17 protein-coding genes are annotated in these 16,928 nt (G+C 41.9%); 7 read left to right on the forward strand and 10 right to left on the reverse strand.

Annotated elements, in window-relative coordinates:
* The first annotated feature begins 677 nt into the window (after nt 1-677).
* Nucleotides 678-1,049 carry a DUF2237 family protein gene (locus tag V7K53_RS14245; RefSeq protein ID WP_335198160.1) on the forward strand — a complete coding sequence of 124 codons (372 nt, stop codon included), beginning with the start codon at nt 678-680 and terminating at the stop codon, nt 1,047-1,049.
* Nucleotides 1,050-1,125: 76 nt separating this feature from the next.
* On the opposite strand, the gene V7K53_RS14250 is transcribed toward V7K53_RS14245, so the two are convergent.
* The 6 genes from V7K53_RS14250 to V7K53_RS14275 form a co-directional block, all read right to left on the reverse strand.
* On the reverse strand, nt 1,126-3,273 hold the full coding sequence (locus tag V7K53_RS14250) for a hybrid sensor histidine kinase/response regulator (RefSeq protein ID WP_335198161.1): 2,148 nt from the start codon (nt 3,271-3,273) through the stop codon (nt 1,126-1,128).
* Between the two features lie 4 nt (nt 3,274-3,277).
* Nucleotides 3,278-3,850: a chemotaxis protein CheB gene (locus V7K53_RS14255; protein WP_289796630.1), complete on the reverse strand. Its 573-nt coding sequence runs from the start codon at nt 3,848-3,850 to the stop codon at nt 3,278-3,280.
* A 65-nt stretch (nt 3,851-3,915) separates the two neighbouring features.
* The gene (locus V7K53_RS14260) at nt 3,916-4,779 is read right to left on the reverse strand and encodes a metal ABC transporter permease (RefSeq protein ID WP_335198162.1); all 864 of its coding nucleotides are present in this window, start codon (nt 4,777-4,779) and stop codon (nt 3,916-3,918) included.
* A 45-nt stretch (nt 4,780-4,824) separates the two neighbouring features.
* A complete protein-coding gene (locus V7K53_RS14265) occupies nt 4,825-5,604 on the reverse strand; it encodes a metal ABC transporter ATP-binding protein (protein ID WP_335198163.1) in 780 nt (259 codons plus the stop codon).
* A 150-nt stretch (nt 5,605-5,754) separates the two neighbouring features.
* The gene (locus tag V7K53_RS14270) at nt 5,755-6,753 is read right to left on the reverse strand and encodes a metal ABC transporter substrate-binding protein (RefSeq protein WP_335198164.1); all 999 of its coding nucleotides are present in this window, start codon (nt 6,751-6,753) and stop codon (nt 5,755-5,757) included.
* A gap of 671 nt (nt 6,754-7,424) precedes the next feature.
* Nucleotides 7,425-7,565, reverse strand: coding sequence for a hypothetical protein (locus tag V7K53_RS14275; RefSeq protein ID WP_335198165.1), 141 nt, complete (start codon nt 7,563-7,565; stop codon nt 7,425-7,427).
* Here V7K53_RS14275 and V7K53_RS14280 point away from each other — a divergent pair.
* The 5 genes from V7K53_RS14280 (at nt 7,547) to V7K53_RS14300 (ending at nt 12,058) form a co-directional block, all read left to right on the forward strand.
* Nucleotides 7,547-8,047: a DUF2231 domain-containing protein gene (locus tag V7K53_RS14280; RefSeq protein WP_335198166.1), complete on the forward strand. Its 501-nt coding sequence runs from the start codon at nt 7,547-7,549 to the stop codon at nt 8,045-8,047. The two genes, V7K53_RS14275 and V7K53_RS14280, sit on opposite strands and share 19 nt — an antisense overlap.
* On the forward strand, nt 8,044-8,661 hold the full coding sequence (locus tag V7K53_RS14285; RefSeq protein ID WP_335198167.1) for a DUF2231 domain-containing protein: 618 nt from the start codon (nt 8,044-8,046) through the stop codon (nt 8,659-8,661). The genes V7K53_RS14280 and V7K53_RS14285 overlap by 4 nt, the downstream gene beginning before the upstream one ends.
* 98 nt (nt 8,662-8,759) lie before the next feature.
* Nucleotides 8,760-9,686 (forward strand): cytochrome c oxidase subunit II, encoded by a 927-nt coding sequence (locus V7K53_RS14290; RefSeq protein ID WP_335198168.1) that lies wholly within the window; start codon nt 8,760-8,762, stop codon nt 9,684-9,686.
* Between the two features lie 13 nt (nt 9,687-9,699).
* Complete coding sequence (ctaD, locus tag V7K53_RS14295) at nt 9,700-11,361, forward strand: cytochrome c oxidase subunit I (protein ID WP_335198169.1); 1,662 nt, start codon at nt 9,700-9,702, stop codon at nt 11,359-11,361.
* A gap of 94 nt (nt 11,362-11,455) precedes the next feature.
* Nucleotides 11,456-12,058, forward strand: a complete 603-nt coding sequence (locus V7K53_RS14300; protein ID WP_335198170.1) for a cytochrome c oxidase subunit 3 — start codon at nt 11,456-11,458, stop codon at nt 12,056-12,058.
* 115 nt (nt 12,059-12,173) lie between these two features.
* Here V7K53_RS14300 and V7K53_RS14305 read toward each other — a convergent pair whose 3' ends face one another.
* The 3 genes from V7K53_RS14305 to V7K53_RS14315 all read right to left on the reverse strand — a co-directional run bounded on the left by V7K53_RS14305 (nt 12,174) and on the right by V7K53_RS14315 (nt 14,677).
* A complete protein-coding gene (locus V7K53_RS14305; RefSeq protein WP_335198171.1) occupies nt 12,174-12,770 on the reverse strand; it encodes a hypothetical protein in 597 nt (198 codons plus the stop codon).
* A 202-nt stretch (nt 12,771-12,972) separates the two neighbouring features.
* The gene (locus V7K53_RS14310; protein WP_335198172.1) at nt 12,973-14,325 is read right to left on the reverse strand and encodes a helix-hairpin-helix domain-containing protein; all 1,353 of its coding nucleotides are present in this window, start codon (nt 14,323-14,325) and stop codon (nt 12,973-12,975) included.
* Between the two features lie 217 nt (nt 14,326-14,542).
* Nucleotides 14,543-14,677 (reverse strand): hypothetical protein, encoded by a 135-nt coding sequence (locus V7K53_RS14315; RefSeq protein ID WP_335198173.1) that lies wholly within the window; start codon nt 14,675-14,677, stop codon nt 14,543-14,545.
* Here V7K53_RS14315 and gatA point away from each other — a divergent pair.
* Nucleotides 14,676-16,136: an Asp-tRNA(Asn)/Glu-tRNA(Gln) amidotransferase subunit GatA gene (gene gatA, locus V7K53_RS14320; RefSeq protein ID WP_335198174.1), complete on the forward strand. Its 1,461-nt coding sequence runs from the start codon at nt 14,676-14,678 to the stop codon at nt 16,134-16,136. The genes V7K53_RS14315 and gatA overlap by 2 nt on opposite strands.
* 106 nt (nt 16,137-16,242) lie before the next feature.
* Here the strand turns inward: gatA and V7K53_RS14325 are convergent, their stop codons facing one another.
* Nucleotides 16,243-16,707 (reverse strand): helix-turn-helix domain-containing protein, encoded by a 465-nt coding sequence (locus V7K53_RS14325; protein ID WP_335198175.1) that lies wholly within the window; start codon nt 16,705-16,707, stop codon nt 16,243-16,245.
* Nucleotides 16,708-16,928 lie beyond the last annotated feature (221 nt).

The raw sequence follows: 16,928 nt of genomic DNA on the forward strand, positions 1-16,928 counted from the left end.
TCGCCTGTGAAACTACTTTACACTGCTTTACAATTTTTAATCAAGTTTTATTACTACAGGAAACCTGATACGAGTTATCAGCTTTGCTTATTTAAAAGTAAACAACGAGGCAGGAATACGCCGAAGCGATCTTTTGTATGACATATCTGGTTATATGCCTATTTAGAATCGGTGTCTGATTTATGTCTACGATTGCTCAACAGGAGTAACCCTCTATTCGCGCAGCCTTTCGTAGAAAATGGAACAAGAAATGCTGATGTTGGAGGCTATAAGTATTATTTGCTTAATTCTCTGGGAATAATAAGTTTGTATATTACCGCTATTCTAAAAAAATTAACCCTCAGCTTAATACTGGGGGCTTTTTTTGTTTGGCAAAATGGCATATCTGTAAACTAGAGGGTTGCTATGGTATTTGAGTACGATACATTCCATGCGAAAAGTACTGACTTGCATTACCCTTGGTAGTTGGCCAGGGGTTTTATTTTTTATTTAAACTGAGAGCGATCGCTCTTAAATATTTTGCTGAAAAATTTATTTTTAACGATTTTGAGATAAGTAATTTTAGAATTTACTGCTTTTGGCAATTAATTAGGGATAGCGATTTTAATTTAACCAGGGAATTGACAATAAATATAAGCTTAATATCAAGTGGAAAAATCAAGTACAACGAATTAACGATGACAGACGCTAAAAATGTAATCGATGGAAACCTAGAGGTTTGCTGTACTTCTCCCATGACTGGGTTTTACCGCGACGGTTTTTGTCGTACAGGTGGTCAAGATTTCGGGTCGCATGTCGTATGTGCCCAAGTGACATCAGAATTTCTGGAGTTCACCAAATCGCAGGGGAACGACCTCAGCACACCTGTTCCTGATTTTAATTTTCCTGGATTGAAGCCTGGCGATCGCTGGTGTTTGTGTGCTTCTCGCTGGCAAGAAGCTCTAGAAGCTGGCGTTGCTCCACCCGTAATACTTTCAGCAACCCATGCGAGAGCTTTGGAAGTGGTTTCTCTAGACGAACTCAAAAAACATGCCTTAACTTCGTCTTAATTGGGGATTGGGCACAAGAGGCCGAAGGACAGAGGGGAAAAACTTACTGCAATTTCTCCCCTGCTCCCACTCCAAATCAACTCACTGGAACCTCAATAGGCAGTTCTAATACATTGACAACCGCAGAAATCAACTTATTGGGGTCAATTGGCTTAGATAAATGCTGCTGAAACCCTGCTCTTAGTGCTTCCAAGCGGTCTTCCTCTCGCGTGTACGCTGTTAAAGCGATCGCGGGGATGCATCCGCCTTTTTCTGGTTCCAAAGAGCGGAGTTTCCGAATCAGTGTATAACCATCTTGCCCTGACATACCGATGTCGCTAATCAGGATATCTGGTTTTGCTTGTTCAAGTACTGCTAGCGCTTCATCAACTGAGGCTACCGCAGTGGCAAAAGCCCCATAATCCTCAAACATGAAACTGAGAAAGTTACGGGTATCTGCTTCATCATCTACAACTAACACTCTTAATCCAGCAAGGGGCGTAGATGCTACAGGAGAGGAACTTTTTCCTGTTGCTTCTCTATTCCCCCTATTGTCTTGTAAGAGTGGTAATCTCACAGTAAAGGTGGCTCCTTGCCCAGTGCCTAAACTTTGGGCAAAAATTGTCCCCTTGTGTAGTTCGACTAGATGACGGACGATCGCTAATCCTAGTCCTAGTCCATTGTGCGATCGCGTTGTGGTACTATCTGCCTGGCGAAAACGCTCAAATACTTTGGGTAAAAACTCGGAACTAATACCAACGCCCGTATCGATAACTTCAATTTGGGCGTACTGAGATTTTAAATTTTGAATTTGGGATTGTAGATTACTGTTTTCATCAGTGTTTGAAGAGGCTAAATTTTTACCATCAGATCCCAACCCAAAACCGTTCGACTGAGCGCTCACACTGAAGTCTGAAATCGAAAATCCAACATGCTTTGATAGCCTAACCTCTACCCTACCGCCTTTAGGGGTAAACTTTATTGCATTAGTTAGTAGGTTCCAGACAATTTGCTGTAGACGAGCTGGATCGCCATAGACTGACCCGATCGAAGTATCCAGCACAGTACTTAATTGAATATCTTTCGGTTCTGCTAGGGGACGCACTGCCTCTAATGCCGCCTCCATGACTGAGATTAGATTCACTGCCGATACGTTTAACCGCAACTGACCACGGATAATCCGAGATACGTCCAAGATATCCTCAATTAGTTGCATCTGAGATATGGCGTTGCGTTCGATCGCCTCCAAAGCGCGAGAAGTGGCTTTTTCGTCAAGTTTCTTGGCGCGGAGGATTTTTGACCAGCCGAGCATTGAGGTTAGAGGCGTGCGAAGTTCATGGGAGAGAACAGCTAGAAACTCATCTTTCATCCGATTCGCAGCTTCTGCTTCCTGTCTTGCTGTTTGTTCGCGAATCACTTGAGCGCGGACTTCTTCTGCTTGCTTGCGTTCGGTAATATCTTCAAGAGTGCCTACATAACCCAACAAGTCTCCTTGACTGGAAAGCATTGGTGATGAGCGAACTTGAACCCAACGAATGTTACCGTGAGCGGCTTGAAAACGAAATTCTTCTGAGTATTCCCGACCTTCACAAATGTAAGCAGACCAACTAGCGATCGCTCGTTCTTTATCTTCTGGATGAACAGATTCTAGCCATTTTTTTTCTAAACTATCTGCCGCTTTCAAGCCACAAATTGCCTGATAGCGGGGATTAGTATATTTACAGTTACCTTCGGTATCAGTTTCAAAGATGCCAACGGGTGAGCAGGTACTTAGCGATCGGAATCGTTCTTCACTTTGCCTGAGTTCGGTATTCACAGCTACCAATTGCGCTGTTTGTTGCTTGATGGCTTCTGTTTTCTTAAATAGTTCTACGAATACTGTGACTTTAGAAGTCAAAATATTGGGATCTAGTGGTTTGAGCAGATAATCAACTGCACCCAAGGCATAACCTTTAAACAGCATTTGGTCGCTGGTGCTAAAGGCGGTAAGAAAGATAATTGGAGTGTGACGCGATCGCCCCCGATTGCGAATTAAGGTAGCAGTTTCAAAGCCATCCATCCCAGGCATTTGCACATCTAGCAAAATCACTGCAAAGTCTTGATGCAGCAGACACCTCAAAGCTTCTTCCCCGGAAGTAGCTCTCACGAGATTCTCCCCTAATTTTTCTAGGATTGCCTCTAGTGCCAGCAAATTTTCTAGTTTATCATCTACTAGGAGGATGTTGACTTTGCGTTCCATCTGCATCGGTTTATTTCTGTGATAATTGACAAAGCTTGACCATCTGGGAAGCAATGTTTGAGAGTGTCAAAATCCAGTCTACTGTAATAGCAGAAATTGCTGCCTCTGGCATAATGTCGCTCTCAGCTGTGGCAGGTTCTTGTACAATGGTAATTCCTCCCCGCGCTTTTATTTTCTTAAGGCCTTGCATACCATCTTGGTTGGCTCCTGTCAATATTACACCAATAACTTGCTCTGTGTAGACATCGGCTGCCGACTCAAACAGCACATCAATAGATGGTCTAGCATAAGAAACAGGCTCATCAGTCGAAAGAGCAAAGTGACCTGGTTCAACCAGTAAGTGATAATCTGCTGGGGCTATGTAGATATGTCCTGGTAGTATTTCGTCCTTGTCTTCTACTTCGCGAATTTTCAACAAAGTGGATTCTTGTAATAAATCCTGGAGTGTGTTGCTAGATTCTTTATGACGGTGTTGCACGATCGCGATCGGTACAGGGAAGTCTGCTGGTAAATTGCCCAGGACGATTTTCAGTGCTGATAATCCGCCTAAAGAAGTACCAATTACCACAATTTTAAACGACACTTATTTCGCTCTCATACCTATGGAATGGGGGGTTACGTAAATAGCAAAGAGTATTTAATACTGAATCAGTCAGTGTTTTCCTGCTTCTTTGCTCTTACCAGTAACCCATGTTTAGGTGCAAAAATCATTGCTACAATAAACAACAAGGTTTGCAACACAACTATGCAACCTCCTGTTGCACCATCGATATGATAGCTGATGTAAGTTCCCATAACACTAGAAAATACGCCCGATGCCATTGCAATTAGTATCATGTGGTCGAAACGGTCTGTTAATAAATAAGCCGTTGCTCCCGGAGTAACCAACATCGCTACAACCAGAATAATTCCCACTGTCTGGAGCCCGGCGACAGCAGTTAGCGATAGTAATGATAGTAAAATATAGTGTAGTACCCCTGTATTCAAGCCGATGGAACGTGCATGAGTGGGGTCAAAACAAAATAATAGTAGGTCTTTGCGTAAAACAGCTATTGTTACTAAAGTAATTACGCTAATAATCACCGTTTGGATAATATCCTCATTAGAAATACCCAAAACATTCCCAAATAAAATGTGTGTCAAGTCCACGCTGCTGGGAGTTTTGGAAACTAGTACCAAACCCAAAGCAAAAAAACCTGTAAAGACAAGTCCGATGACAGTATCTTCTTTAATTCTCGTCTTCGCTTTGATATAACCGATCGCAATAACTGAACCCACTCCAAAGACAAAAGCACCCACAGCAAAAGGGATATTTAAAACATAAGCAATTACAACCCCAGGCATTACTGCATGGGAAACAGCATCTCCCATTAATGCCCAACCTTTGAGGGTCATAAAACAAGATAAAACAGAACAGACTACCCCAACTAAGGCACTTACACAAATTGCCTTCACCATGAATTCATGCTGGAGGGGTGTGGTTAACCAGTCTAAGAATGCGAGAGTATTCATATTTTTATAAATCTAATCCAAGCAATATCAACTAAAAATTCTCAATCAATCAGATTCATTTTGATTTCCACGGATTATCTGACTTTTGCTGAGAGATAAATCTCCCAGAGAACCGCCAAAAGTCCGTGAGAGATTCTCTTCTGTAAAGACTTCCGATGTATCACCATAAGCTAGAATAGTCCGATTAATGAGTACTACTTGGTCACAGAAAGTAGTGATAGAAGCTAAATCATGGGTAGAAATCAAAATTGTATGACCTTCTTCCCGCAATTCTAGTAATAAGTCAATCATCGCTTTTTCTGTTTTGATATCTACCCCGGTGAAAGGTTCATCTAATAGTAAAACTGTTCCCTGTTGTGCTAAAGCACGGGCGAGAAAGGCACGTTTTTTCTGTCCCCCAGAGAGTTCTCCAATTTGGCGATCGCGCATCGACCACATTTGCACTCTTTCCAAACTCTCCCTCACCACTCTTTGATCGTTCGCCGACGGAATTCGCAGTATGTTCATGTATCCGTAGCGTCCCATCATCACCACATCATGGACACTTACTGGAAAATTCCAGTCCACTTCTTCTGACTGTGGTACATAAGCAACCAAGCTTTTTTTCTGTACAGTCTTTATCGGTAAACCATTAATCAAAACCCGTCCTGTAACTGGCTTCAAAAAACCCATAATTGCCTTAAATAGGGTTGATTTACCGCTACCATTCATCCCCACTAAACCACTGATTGAACCTGCTTGAATTTGCAAAGAAGCACCATGTAAAGCAACTTTGCCGTGATAAGCTACTGTCAAATTTTCGACATCAATACTAATGGATTTCATTAAAAATCACCTCTAAAATTAATTCATAGTTTGTAGTGAGCGGCTCTAGTCATCTTTCCAAAGACGTAACGTTTTCCAGAGAACAAAATAGGACTAAATTTGTTACTACAAGCTTATTTACAATAGTTAGATTTATTCTTGCATACTTGCTCATTTTTCCTCTAATCCCTGAGTTAGAGTATTAATATTACCTTCTAGCAACTTGAGATAAGTAGGTGCTGGCCCATTCGCTGGAGACAGGGAATCAACATAAAATACTCCACCAAACTTTGCTCCCGATTCTCTAGCTACCTGACGTTGCGCTCCATCGTTGACTGTACTTTCACAGAAAACTACAGGTATTTTATTTTTTTTAACTATATCAATGACTTTTTCTAACTGTTTGGGAGTAGCTTGCTGTTCAGAGTTGACTGCCCAGAGATAAGCTTCTTTCAACCCATAATCGCGGGTGACGTATGAGAAAGCGCCTTCACAGCTTACCATGTAGCGCTTGTCTGCTGGAACTACCGACACGGCTTTTCGCAGTTTCTCATCAACTTCCTTAATCTTTTGGCTGTATGCTTTGGCATTGGTGTTATAAGTCTCTGTATTCGCTGAGTCTAAATTAACTAATGCCTTACGAATATTCTCTACATAAATCAAGGCGTTTTCTGGTGACATCCAAGCATGGGGATTAGGTTTCCCTTTGTAGGCATCCTCCGTAATTTCAACAGGCCTAATTCCCTCACTTAGGGTAACGTGAGGTACATTAGGAACGCTGTTATACAACTTCTGTGCCCAACGCTCTAAATTAAGACCATTATTTAAAATTAGGTCTGCTTTTTGCGCCCTCACTAAATCGCTAGGAGTTGGTTCGTAACCATGAATTTCCGCCCCTGGTTTGGTGAGAGATTCAACAATCGCCTTGTCTCCCGCCACGTTTTGCGCCATATCTGCAATGACTGTAAAGGTGGTAAGAACTACTTTTTTACCTTTTTTATCTAGGTTGGTGGTAGTTGTGCCTGGGTTTGGACTTAACTGTGGTTGAGAATTGGAGGCTGACGGGCTACACCCACTCAAACATAGCCACAATAGCAGCCCAGACGCTATAACCAATTTTTGTCCGTGCTGCGGTAGTTGCATCTGAAAGTTATTGATATTAAATCTCATTATAGCAATTTCATAATCTTCTCACTTTTGTCTCACTTTAGCAGAAGTAAGATAAAAATGAAAGAATTATGAAACTAATATTAGAAGGAAAAAGCGAACCTATTGCAATAAACTGTATTTCTGAGTTCTGACTTAACCATGATTCCCTACTTTTGTCTTTTTAAAGGTTTTTTTGAGTGATTCAAATATTTTTGTTATTTACATCACAAACAAATATTTGATTATTGTGAAATAACTTACAGACAAATATGATATTTCGACTTTTTTATATTTTAAAAATTGCAAAAATAAATACATTGTGAAAATATTTTTTTGTTAAACAACTAACTTTTAAAAGTTTAATATTTATTGTTTTGACAATTCATAAAAATTTACTTAAGCTAAAGGATAGGTTAAGCAAATCAACAAACGACAGCGATTTGATTTAGCTACATCAAGAATTGCTGTTGCAGACTATTGGCATAAGGAAATGAATCAAAACAAAAATTATTCCATGTAGGCAATTTAACCAAATTTGGCTACAAAAAGCTAAGACATGATTAAGCGTATTGAACCGCGCAGATATTGAACAGAATCCCGTCAATTATGGATGGATACTTGTGGTGATGTTAGTGAGTGTCCATCAATTATTGAAGCTTGACTAGCGATTTTAGATTTTTGATTAGAGTCTTCTAGTTTATATCTCGTCTGGGACGGAATAAATCTAAAAGACGTTCGCTAAGACTGCGCGATCGCCAATCCAAAATCCAAAATTTATTGACCAAAGTGCGGTAGATATGTCCAGGAGAAGACAATGCTTGAGTATTTGACATCTTTGAACGACCACAATTTGCCCTATCCAGATACGATTCATCCCATCGTTGTCCACTTCGTAATTGCGATGGTGCTGTTTTCCTTTTTCTGCGATGTAATTGGCTATTTTACTGGTAAATCCGGTCTTTTCGAGGTGAGTTGGTGGAACATGTTAGTTGCCACGATCGCCATCTTCGTCGCGATCATTTTTGGTCAGTTTGAAGCGGGATTAGCACAGCCTTACAGCCTAGCGAAATCGGTGCTAAATTTGCATACGCTAATTGGTTGGTCGCTTTCAGGAATTATCACAGCGATTACAGCTTGGCGCTATGTAATTCGTGCCCGCAATCCTAAAAAAGTACCGATTTATTATTTGGGAGCCGGACTAGTTTTAACCTTAATAGTTGGCTTACAAGTATATCTCGGCGATGAACTTGTTTGGATCTATGGATTGCATACCGTGCCAGTTGTGGAAGCAGTAAAGGATGGTGTGTTGCGATGAACTCAGAATTAATTGACCAATTGAGCGGCTCTTTAGGTGCAAACGGACTGCCTTACACAATTCCCATTCATCCCAACTTAGTCCATCTGACAATAGGTTTGTTCATCATTGCGATGACCTTTGATATTGTTGGTGTTCTGTTCCCCTTTGAAAAATGGGTCTTCAAATTTTTGGCAATTACTGTCGAACGTGACAACTTATTTGCTGTTGGCTGGTACAACATGTTAGCTGCCAGCATCATCACATTTTTCACAGTGGGAGCAGGCTTTTACGAAATGCTATTGGCAGCACCACCGGCTGATATGAAGAGTGCCTGGGGATTGCAGGCAATGGAAACTATGCTCTGGCATGGTGTGGGTGGTGTGTTCTTATTAGCGCTGATTGTTGGCATGACCATCTGGAGAGCATGGCAGCGCTTCGTTTGGGGCAAACAAGAATATAAACAGACAGATAGAGAAGTGCAATGGATCTATCTGTTCGCAGGCATAGCAATCATGTTCATTCTGTACGTCCACGGCACACTAGGAGCGCAATTAGCCGCTGAATTTGGCGTACACAATACCGCAGATAATCTGCTGCGATCGCACCAAGACCTCAATACAACACTCAAGTAAGTCATTTGTTATTTGTCCTTAGTCATTTGTCCTTTGACTAATACCCAATGCCCCATACTTCGGCTTCGCTCAGTACAAGTGCCCAATAAGCAAAGACCATGAAAATCCAGAAGATTTTAAATATTTTGACGCTGCTTACAGGCGCGATCGCAGTGACTGTTACGAGTCTCTGGATCGGCAAGCAGGCTTACTCCTGGCTTCCTCCCCAAGCAGCGGCCGAATCCCTACTAATTGATGATTTGATTAGCTTCTTAGTAACCCTCGGTGCCTTCATCTTCTTGGGAGTAACAAGTACTCTGATGTATTCTGTCATCTTCCATCGGGCAGTCAAAGATGACTTCACTGACGGCCCTCCGATTGAAGGTAATGTCACCTTAGAAGTTGTCTGGACAGCAATCCCAATTCTCTTGGTGTTTTGGATTGCAAGCTACAGCTACCAAGTTTACGAACAAATGGGAATTCAAGGCCCATCGGAAATAGTTCACTTGCATAATCCATTAGGAATCCAATCGGCTTATGCAGACCCAAAAGATCCCCCAGCTAAAGCCTTAGCAGAACCCGTTGAGAAAATTGACGTATTAGCTAAACAGTGGGCGTGGGTTTTTCATTACCCAGAAAGAGATATTACCAGTACCGAATTGCATTTACCAAGCGATCGCCGGATACGTTTAGCACTGAAATCACAAGACGTTCTCCACGGCTTCTACATTCCTGCATTTCGCCTCAAGCAGGATATTATTCCCAATCATGCGATCGACTTTGAATTTACTCCCATCCGTCCCGGACAATACCGATTGACCGATTCCCAATATAGCGGCACATACTTTGCGACGATGCAAGCGAATGTAATCGTCGAATCTCCTGAAGATTATCAGCAATGGCTGGCACAAGCTGCAACCCAAAAGCCATCCCTAGCAAAGAATCAAGCAGCTTTTGAGTATGCCCAAACATCCAATCAATCAGTCCAAACTGGTTGGGTTACAGTTCCACCTGCTGCACCTCCTCTAGTCAATTCACCTGGTTGAAAGGAAAGTAACCATGACTAATGTTCCTATTGAAGGTATTCTTCTCCCTAATGAGAAGCCTAACTACGAATCTCCGAGTAGCTGGAAAGAATACTTCAGCTTTAGTACCGACCACAAGGTAATTGGTATCCAGTATCTCGTTACCTCATTCTTCTTCTTTCTCGTCGGCGGTATCTTTGCGATGGTGATGCGGGGAGAATTGATGACACCCGAATCAGATTTAGTCGATCGCACCGTCTATAACGGTATGTTCACCATGCACGGCACCGTGATGCTGTTTTTGTGGACATTTCCCTCACTCGTTGGTTTTGCCAACTATCTAGTACCCCTGATGATTGGGGCGCGAGATATGGCATTTCCCCGCCTGAATGCCGTCGCCTTTTGGATGGTGCCAGTAGTCGGGATTTTGATGATGGGTAGCTTCTTCGTCCCTGGAGGGCCAGCCCAAGCCGGCTGGTGGTCTTATCCACCAGTTAGTCTCCAGAATCCCACAGGTAACTTAATTAATGGTCAAGTTCTCTGGCTGCTAGCGGTGGCAATATCCGGCGTATCCTCAATTATGGGGGCAGTGAACTTTGTCACCACCATCGTCAAGATGCGGGCCCCAGGAATGGGCTTCTTTAAGATGCCGTTGTTTGTCTGGGCAGTATTTAGCGCCCAAATCATCCAACTATTTGGACTTCCAGCACTGACAGCTGGCGCGGTGATGCTGCTACTTGACCTCACAGCTGGCACTGCCTTTTTCGACCCCGCCAAAGGTGGAAATCCAGTGATGTTCCAACATTATTTCTGGTTCTACTCCCACCCAGCCGTTTACGTGATTATTTTGCCTGTCTTCGGCATTTTCTCAGAAATTTTCCCAGTTTATTCACGTAAACCCCTATTTGGTTACAAAGTAGTTGCCATTTCATCCATCTTGATTGCCGTAGTTAGCGGCATTGTTTGGGTACACCACATGTACGTCAGCGGTACACCTGGCTGGATGCGGTTGATTTTCATGCTAACGACAATGTGCGTGTCTGTCCCCACAGGAATTAAAGTATTTGCTTGGGTGGCAACTATTTGGGGCGGTAAACTGCGGCTAAATACCGCCATGCTGTTTGCCTTGGGTGCATTAGTCATGTTTGTGTTCGCAGGAATCACAGGCATCATGCTTTCTTCGGTGCCCGTTGATGTCCACGTTAACAATACCTACTTTGTAGTCGGACACTTCCACTACGTCCTCTACGGCACCGTGACAATGGGCTTATTTGCAGCCATCTATCACTGGTTCCCCAAAATGACCGGAAGGATGTACTCCGAAAGCTGGGGTAAAATCCACTTTTGGTTAGCCTTCATCGGCACAAACCTCAACTTTTTGCCCATGCACCCCTTGGGATTGCAAGGAATGTTACGCCGAGTTGCTTCCTACGCCCCAGAGTATCAATTCTGGAACATCATCGCCAGCCTCGGCGGATTCCTCTTAGGAATGTCCACCTTGCCTTTCATCTTCAACATGGTGATTTCTTGGATGCAAGGCGAGAAAGCACCCGCTAACCCTTGGCGAGCAATCGGACTAGAGTGGTTAGTTTCTTCACCCCCTCCAGTAGAAAACTTTGAAGAAACTCCCATCATCATCTCCGAACCCTACGGCTACGGAAAATCAGAACCCTTAACAGCCAACCTCCCAGAATAAACGCCAACCATCGGGAAGACGCAAAAACCCTCCGCGTACCTCTGCGCTTCCCTCCGCGTACCTTTGCGTTTCAAACTCCCCCTCAAAAACCAAAATGGACAGCTATATCAATTCCCACGAATTGCCCCATACAAGCGCAGAACACAGGCACGACGAAGAAGGCAACAAAATGTTTGGCTTCATTGTCTTCCTACTGTCAGAAAGCGTCATTTTCTTAAGTTTCTTCATCGGATATGCCATCTACAAAACATCAACGCCTAATTGGCTACCAGCAGGTGTTTCTGGACTAGAAATAAAAGAACCGGCAATCAACACAGTAATTCTTGTTGCTAGTAGCTTTGTAATTTACTTAGCAGAACGCGCCCTTCAACGCCACGACTTAGTAAAATTCCGCCTGTTTCTCTTGGCAACAATGGCAATGGGAACTTACTTTTTAATTGGACAGGCGATTGAATGGAACGGCCTCGCCTTTGGTTTCACCTCCGGGGTATTTGGTGGGACGTTTTACCTACTTACAGGCTTCCACGGTTTGCACGTTTTCACTGGTATTCTGTTGCAATTAATAATTTTGATCCGTTCTTTCCTACCTGACAACTACGATACAGGTCACTTCGGCGTCAATGCAACCTCATTGTTTTGGCACTTCGTCGATGTTATCTGGATTATTTTGTTTGTCCTTATCTATGTTTGGCAGTAAAGATTGATGGGAAGGAAAACCCAGATAATTCCTCTGGGTTGGTGTATGTGGCATTATTAATGACTTTTATGCCCCATACACCATTCACTGTAATAACTATAATTTAGGTCTTAGTTCAACCTTTCAAATTAACCCTCTCCTCAAACTTTGACCCATCTTGATGAGATAAAAATTTTTCACTACTGTGATAACTTCTTCGCCATTGTTCGAGCTTATCTATAGATATCGATTTAGATGTGACATTCACACCATTTCCTCGCCAAGCAACTTCTGCATCTGTTGTGAAAACCCCGCACTCTAATTGGTCTAGCCTCATATTCCAATATTCGCTAAATCGACCTTTTAAAGTAATAACTTGCTCAAATACCTTGTTTCTATGCTTATTTCTTCTTTTTCGTTCTGTTGCTCCAGTTGCCTCTGTATCAATAAACTTAGTTTCTATTAGAAATAGACTACCTTTAAAGGTTAGGAAGACAAAATCACACTTTCCTAAATCTGTATAATCTGAAATTGGAGACTTTTCAAATAACAGCAATTCAGCGCACGAGGGAAACAACTCTTTAATATTCAGAAATAAATAAGCTTGCAATAGAAGTTCCTTATCATAAGGAAATAATATCACTCCTTCAAAAAATTTTTGAATGTCCTCGTGAGTTTGGGGTTGAATTTTTTTACAGTATGAAACAAATCTATGTAGCTCGTTGACAATCATCAAGTTCTAACTCCTTCCCCCGGTCGCAGCCTTAAGGGTCTTAGCATCAAAAGATACCACTCCCTCAAGGAAATTATCATCCGCATAAGTAACTAAAAAAACGATTAAAATCCTGAATACTTAAGGCAATGTACTGTTGACAGTTCAATCAAACGAATTTTTAAGTTGCTTTTCAGTATTGGTGGATTTTTGACTCCTGGCCTCAGCTACCAGTCAGCGATTTTATATGAGCAGGAAAACTGGCATTTTGCAAAGCTTGAACGGTAATTCTAGAATCTTGTACACAAAATTGCCAACCCAAGCGAACAAGCTTACGAGAAGTTTCAGTTTGAATAATTCCAATCACCGGCATTTTTGCCTTTTCTTTGTCTACTGAATGCTCTTGCAAAATTGTTTTCAAGCGATGTAAATCTTCCATATTACCTGCTTGCTGGGGATTTAACTCCACCATTACCATTTGTACTGTTTCTACTGGTTCTGCATCTTCAAGAATAAATTGAGTTTGCTCGTCACGTCGATCTACTTTTCCCCAAATAATCAATCTAGTATCAACTTGGAGCAGGGAACTAATGCGTTCATAAGTTTTCGGAAAAACTACAGCTTCTGATTGCGTAGTTAGGTCTTCTATTTGCAGAATTGCCATCTGATCGCCTTTTTTTGTCACCACTTTTTTGACGTTATTCAACATCACAACTGCACAAAGCCTTGTATCTTCCCTTTGTTCTCCCAGCTGCGAAAGGTTAATTGGAGTCAAAAGTGGTGCTATTTGCCGTAATGATTTCAGGGGATGATCTGATACATAAAAGCCTAGTAATTCTTTCTCCATTTGCAACTTTTTTTGTGGGGGTAAATCCGTCACAGGTTTAGATTTAGGAGCAGTTTCAAAGGCATTATTTGCTCTTTTATTCTGAGTCGAAGAAAATCCGTCACCCAATAAATCAAATAGATTCCCTTGACCACTAGCTCTATCTTTAGCACGAGATTGTGCCCAATCATACACTAATTCTGAGTCGTTAATTAACTGTTGGCGGTTGGATTCAATTTTGTCAAAGGCTCCACAGTAAATCAACGACTCCAGAGTTCGGCGATTAACAGCACGCAAATCCACCCGATCGCAAAAATCAGCGAGTGATTTAAACTCTCCTGTCTCATTTCTCGCCTCCAAAATACAAGCGATCGCATTTTGTCCCACGTTACGCACTGCCGAAAATCCAAACAGAATCTTTCCTGCCGTTGGCGTAAAATCAACACCAGAACGATTAATATCTGGCGGATCTATGGATATCCCCATATTTGTACAGTTAGTAATGTATCTCTGTACCTTATCGGTATCACCACTGTTAGCTGTTAACAGCGCCGCCATATATTCCAATGGGTAATTAGCTTTTAAATATGCTGTTTGATATGTTACATAACCATAGGCTGTTGAATGGGATTTATTGAAACAATTAGCAGCTATTAAGCCATTTTTTATCGTAAAATTATGGTCACGCTCAACCCCAATGTCATAAACATTTTGTTTGCCTAAATATTTACGTGTAGCTATTTTTATCATCCTACCTTACCTCGAAAAATTTTGTTGAATTGAATAAAATTATGAAGTTTGTAGTATTAATAAGCTTATAATACAAAATTATATCATTAGAAAACACTGCTATACTCTTACACAAAAGCAGACAATATATATGAAAACTTTGGCAAACTATTCAATAGATGGTTAATAGCCATGTATTTGCTGTTTTCAAAACTTATGAAGTACATTTCAATACATATTAATCCGCTTTGTCAGATGAATGGGCAATGGCAAGCAGAGGAGAATAAGCAATGCCCAAAGCCCAATAACCAATACCCAATTTTGACCAATATGTACTAGAATCAATGACTTGAGTCACAAAGAGAGCAATCATGGCATCCATCCGCGAGTTGCACCAACAGCTGGTTAAAAAAGAACGTTCTGCCGTTGAAATTACCCAAGAAGCCTTAGAGCGCATTCAAGCGTTAGAGCCGAAATTGCACAGCTTTTTATGTGTGACGGCAGACCGGGCATTAGAGCAGGCGGGTGCTGTGGATGCAAAAATTGCCGCAGGAGAAGAAATTGGGCTGCTAGCAGGCATTCCTGTGGGTATCAAGGACAATATGTGTACCAAGGGGATTCCTACCACCTGCGCCTCTCGGATTTTGGAAAATTTTGTGCCGCCTTATGAATCAACGGCGACGCAAAAACTTGCAGATGCTGGGGCGGTAATGGTAGGCAAAACCAACTTGGATGAGTTTGCAATGGGTAGTTCCACAGAAAACTCTGCTTATCAAGTCACAGCTAATCCTTGGGATTTGTCACGAGTTCCAGGTGGTTCTTCTGGGGGTTCGGCGGCGGCAGTGGCGGCTCAAGAATGTGTAGTTGCTCTCGGTTCTGATACTGGCGGTTCGATTCGCCAACCTGCATCTTTCTGCGGTGTGGTGGGGATGAAACCCACTTATGGTTTGGTTTCTCGTTATGGCTTAGTAGCTTACGCTTCATCTTTGGATCAAATTGGGCCATTTGGAAACACAGTGGAAGATGCGGCAATATTATTAAGTGCGATCGCAGGTTACGATCCCAAAGATTCTACCAGCCTGAAAGTTGCCATTCCCAACTATGCTGCTAGCTTAAAACCAAACTTCAAACCCAGAGGTCAGCTAAGAATTGGTATCATTAAAGAAACTTTTGGTGAAGGTTTAGACCCTGTAGTGGAACAAGCTGTTACCAAAGCAGTAGATCAACTACAAAGTTTGGGAGCAGAAATTCATATAATTTCCTGTCCCCGCTTTCGCTATGGCTTACCCACCTATTACATCATCGCCCCATCAGAAGCATCAGCAAACCTGGCTCGTTACGATGGCGTTAAATATGGGTATCGCGCTCCTGATGCCGATAATCTGTTATCAATGTACACTCGTACCCGTGCTGCTGGTTTTGGTACAGAAGTTAAACGCCGGATTATGATCGGCACTTACGCCCTTTCGGCTGGCTATTATGACGCTTACTACCTGAAAGCGCAAAAAGTCCGTACTTTGATTAAGCAAGACTTTGAAAAGGCTTTTGGCGCGGTTGATGTGTTAGTTTGTCCCACATCTCCCACTACAGCATTCAAAGCAGGGGAAAAAACTACTGATCCCTTGAGTATGTATTTAAATGACTTGATGACTATTCCTGTAAATCTTGCTGGTTTACCCAGTTTAAGTTTGCCATGTGGTTTTGACGAACAGGGGCTACCGATAGGATTACAGCTAATTGGCAATGTGCTGCGAGAAGACCAGCTATTTCAGGTAGCTTATGCTTATGAACAATCTACTAGTTGGCATCTGCGTAAACCGCAAATATCTTGAAAATGGGTATAGGGAATAGGGTCTGGAGCATTGGTTATTGTTCTTGTCTCCCTTATCCCCTTCATCTTGCTCCACTCCCCACTCCCTACTTCCTCTGCCTTCTTGGTCATTTGTTAGTCTGATTACTGACTATTGACTGTTGATTATTGTCTTCTGGAGTCAGGGATTCAGCTGTAAGCTGTGGATTGAGTATATGAAGAAGACCAGCAGATGCACCGACCAATAATAAAATATAGGTCAGAACAAGAGGTATATATGTATTTTGTTTATTGTCTGAATTGTGATGAGCATTTTTAGAATCTTGACAGACAACATTGGCGATCAGGCTGTACGATAAAGCATTTCCATCCAACCCTAAAGCATCTCCATAACGACGGATGAATCCTTGCAGAAAAATCGGCTCAGGCAATTCTTCAAATCGATCTTCTTCCAAAGCTTGCAAAATGCCTACTCGAAGCATTGTTTGAGAGGCTATTTCTTCTATACGAATAGATTTTTCTTGTCTTACTTGTCGCAAGCGTGTGGTTATTTCCTTTAGTTGCTCTACTTGAGCTTCATTTAAGAGCGTCACAGTCTTCTCCTGTATGGGCTAATTCTACTATTCATTGAGAAGACTTAAATCCGCATACGTAATTTTACTGAATATTTGATTTTCGGATAAATTTTTTTGAGAATGGCTTAATCCTGGATTTTAAAATGCTAGTCGAACTCCAGCTAAGTATAAATTTGGTTATAATGAATACTTTGCTTTGCAAAAACTGGTTGCAAAAATAAATATGCCGTAACTTATAA

The sequence above is a fragment of the Nostoc sp. genome (assembly GCF_036917355.1).
Taxonomy (GTDB): domain Bacteria; phylum Cyanobacteriota; class Cyanobacteriia; order Cyanobacteriales; family Nostocaceae; genus Nostoc.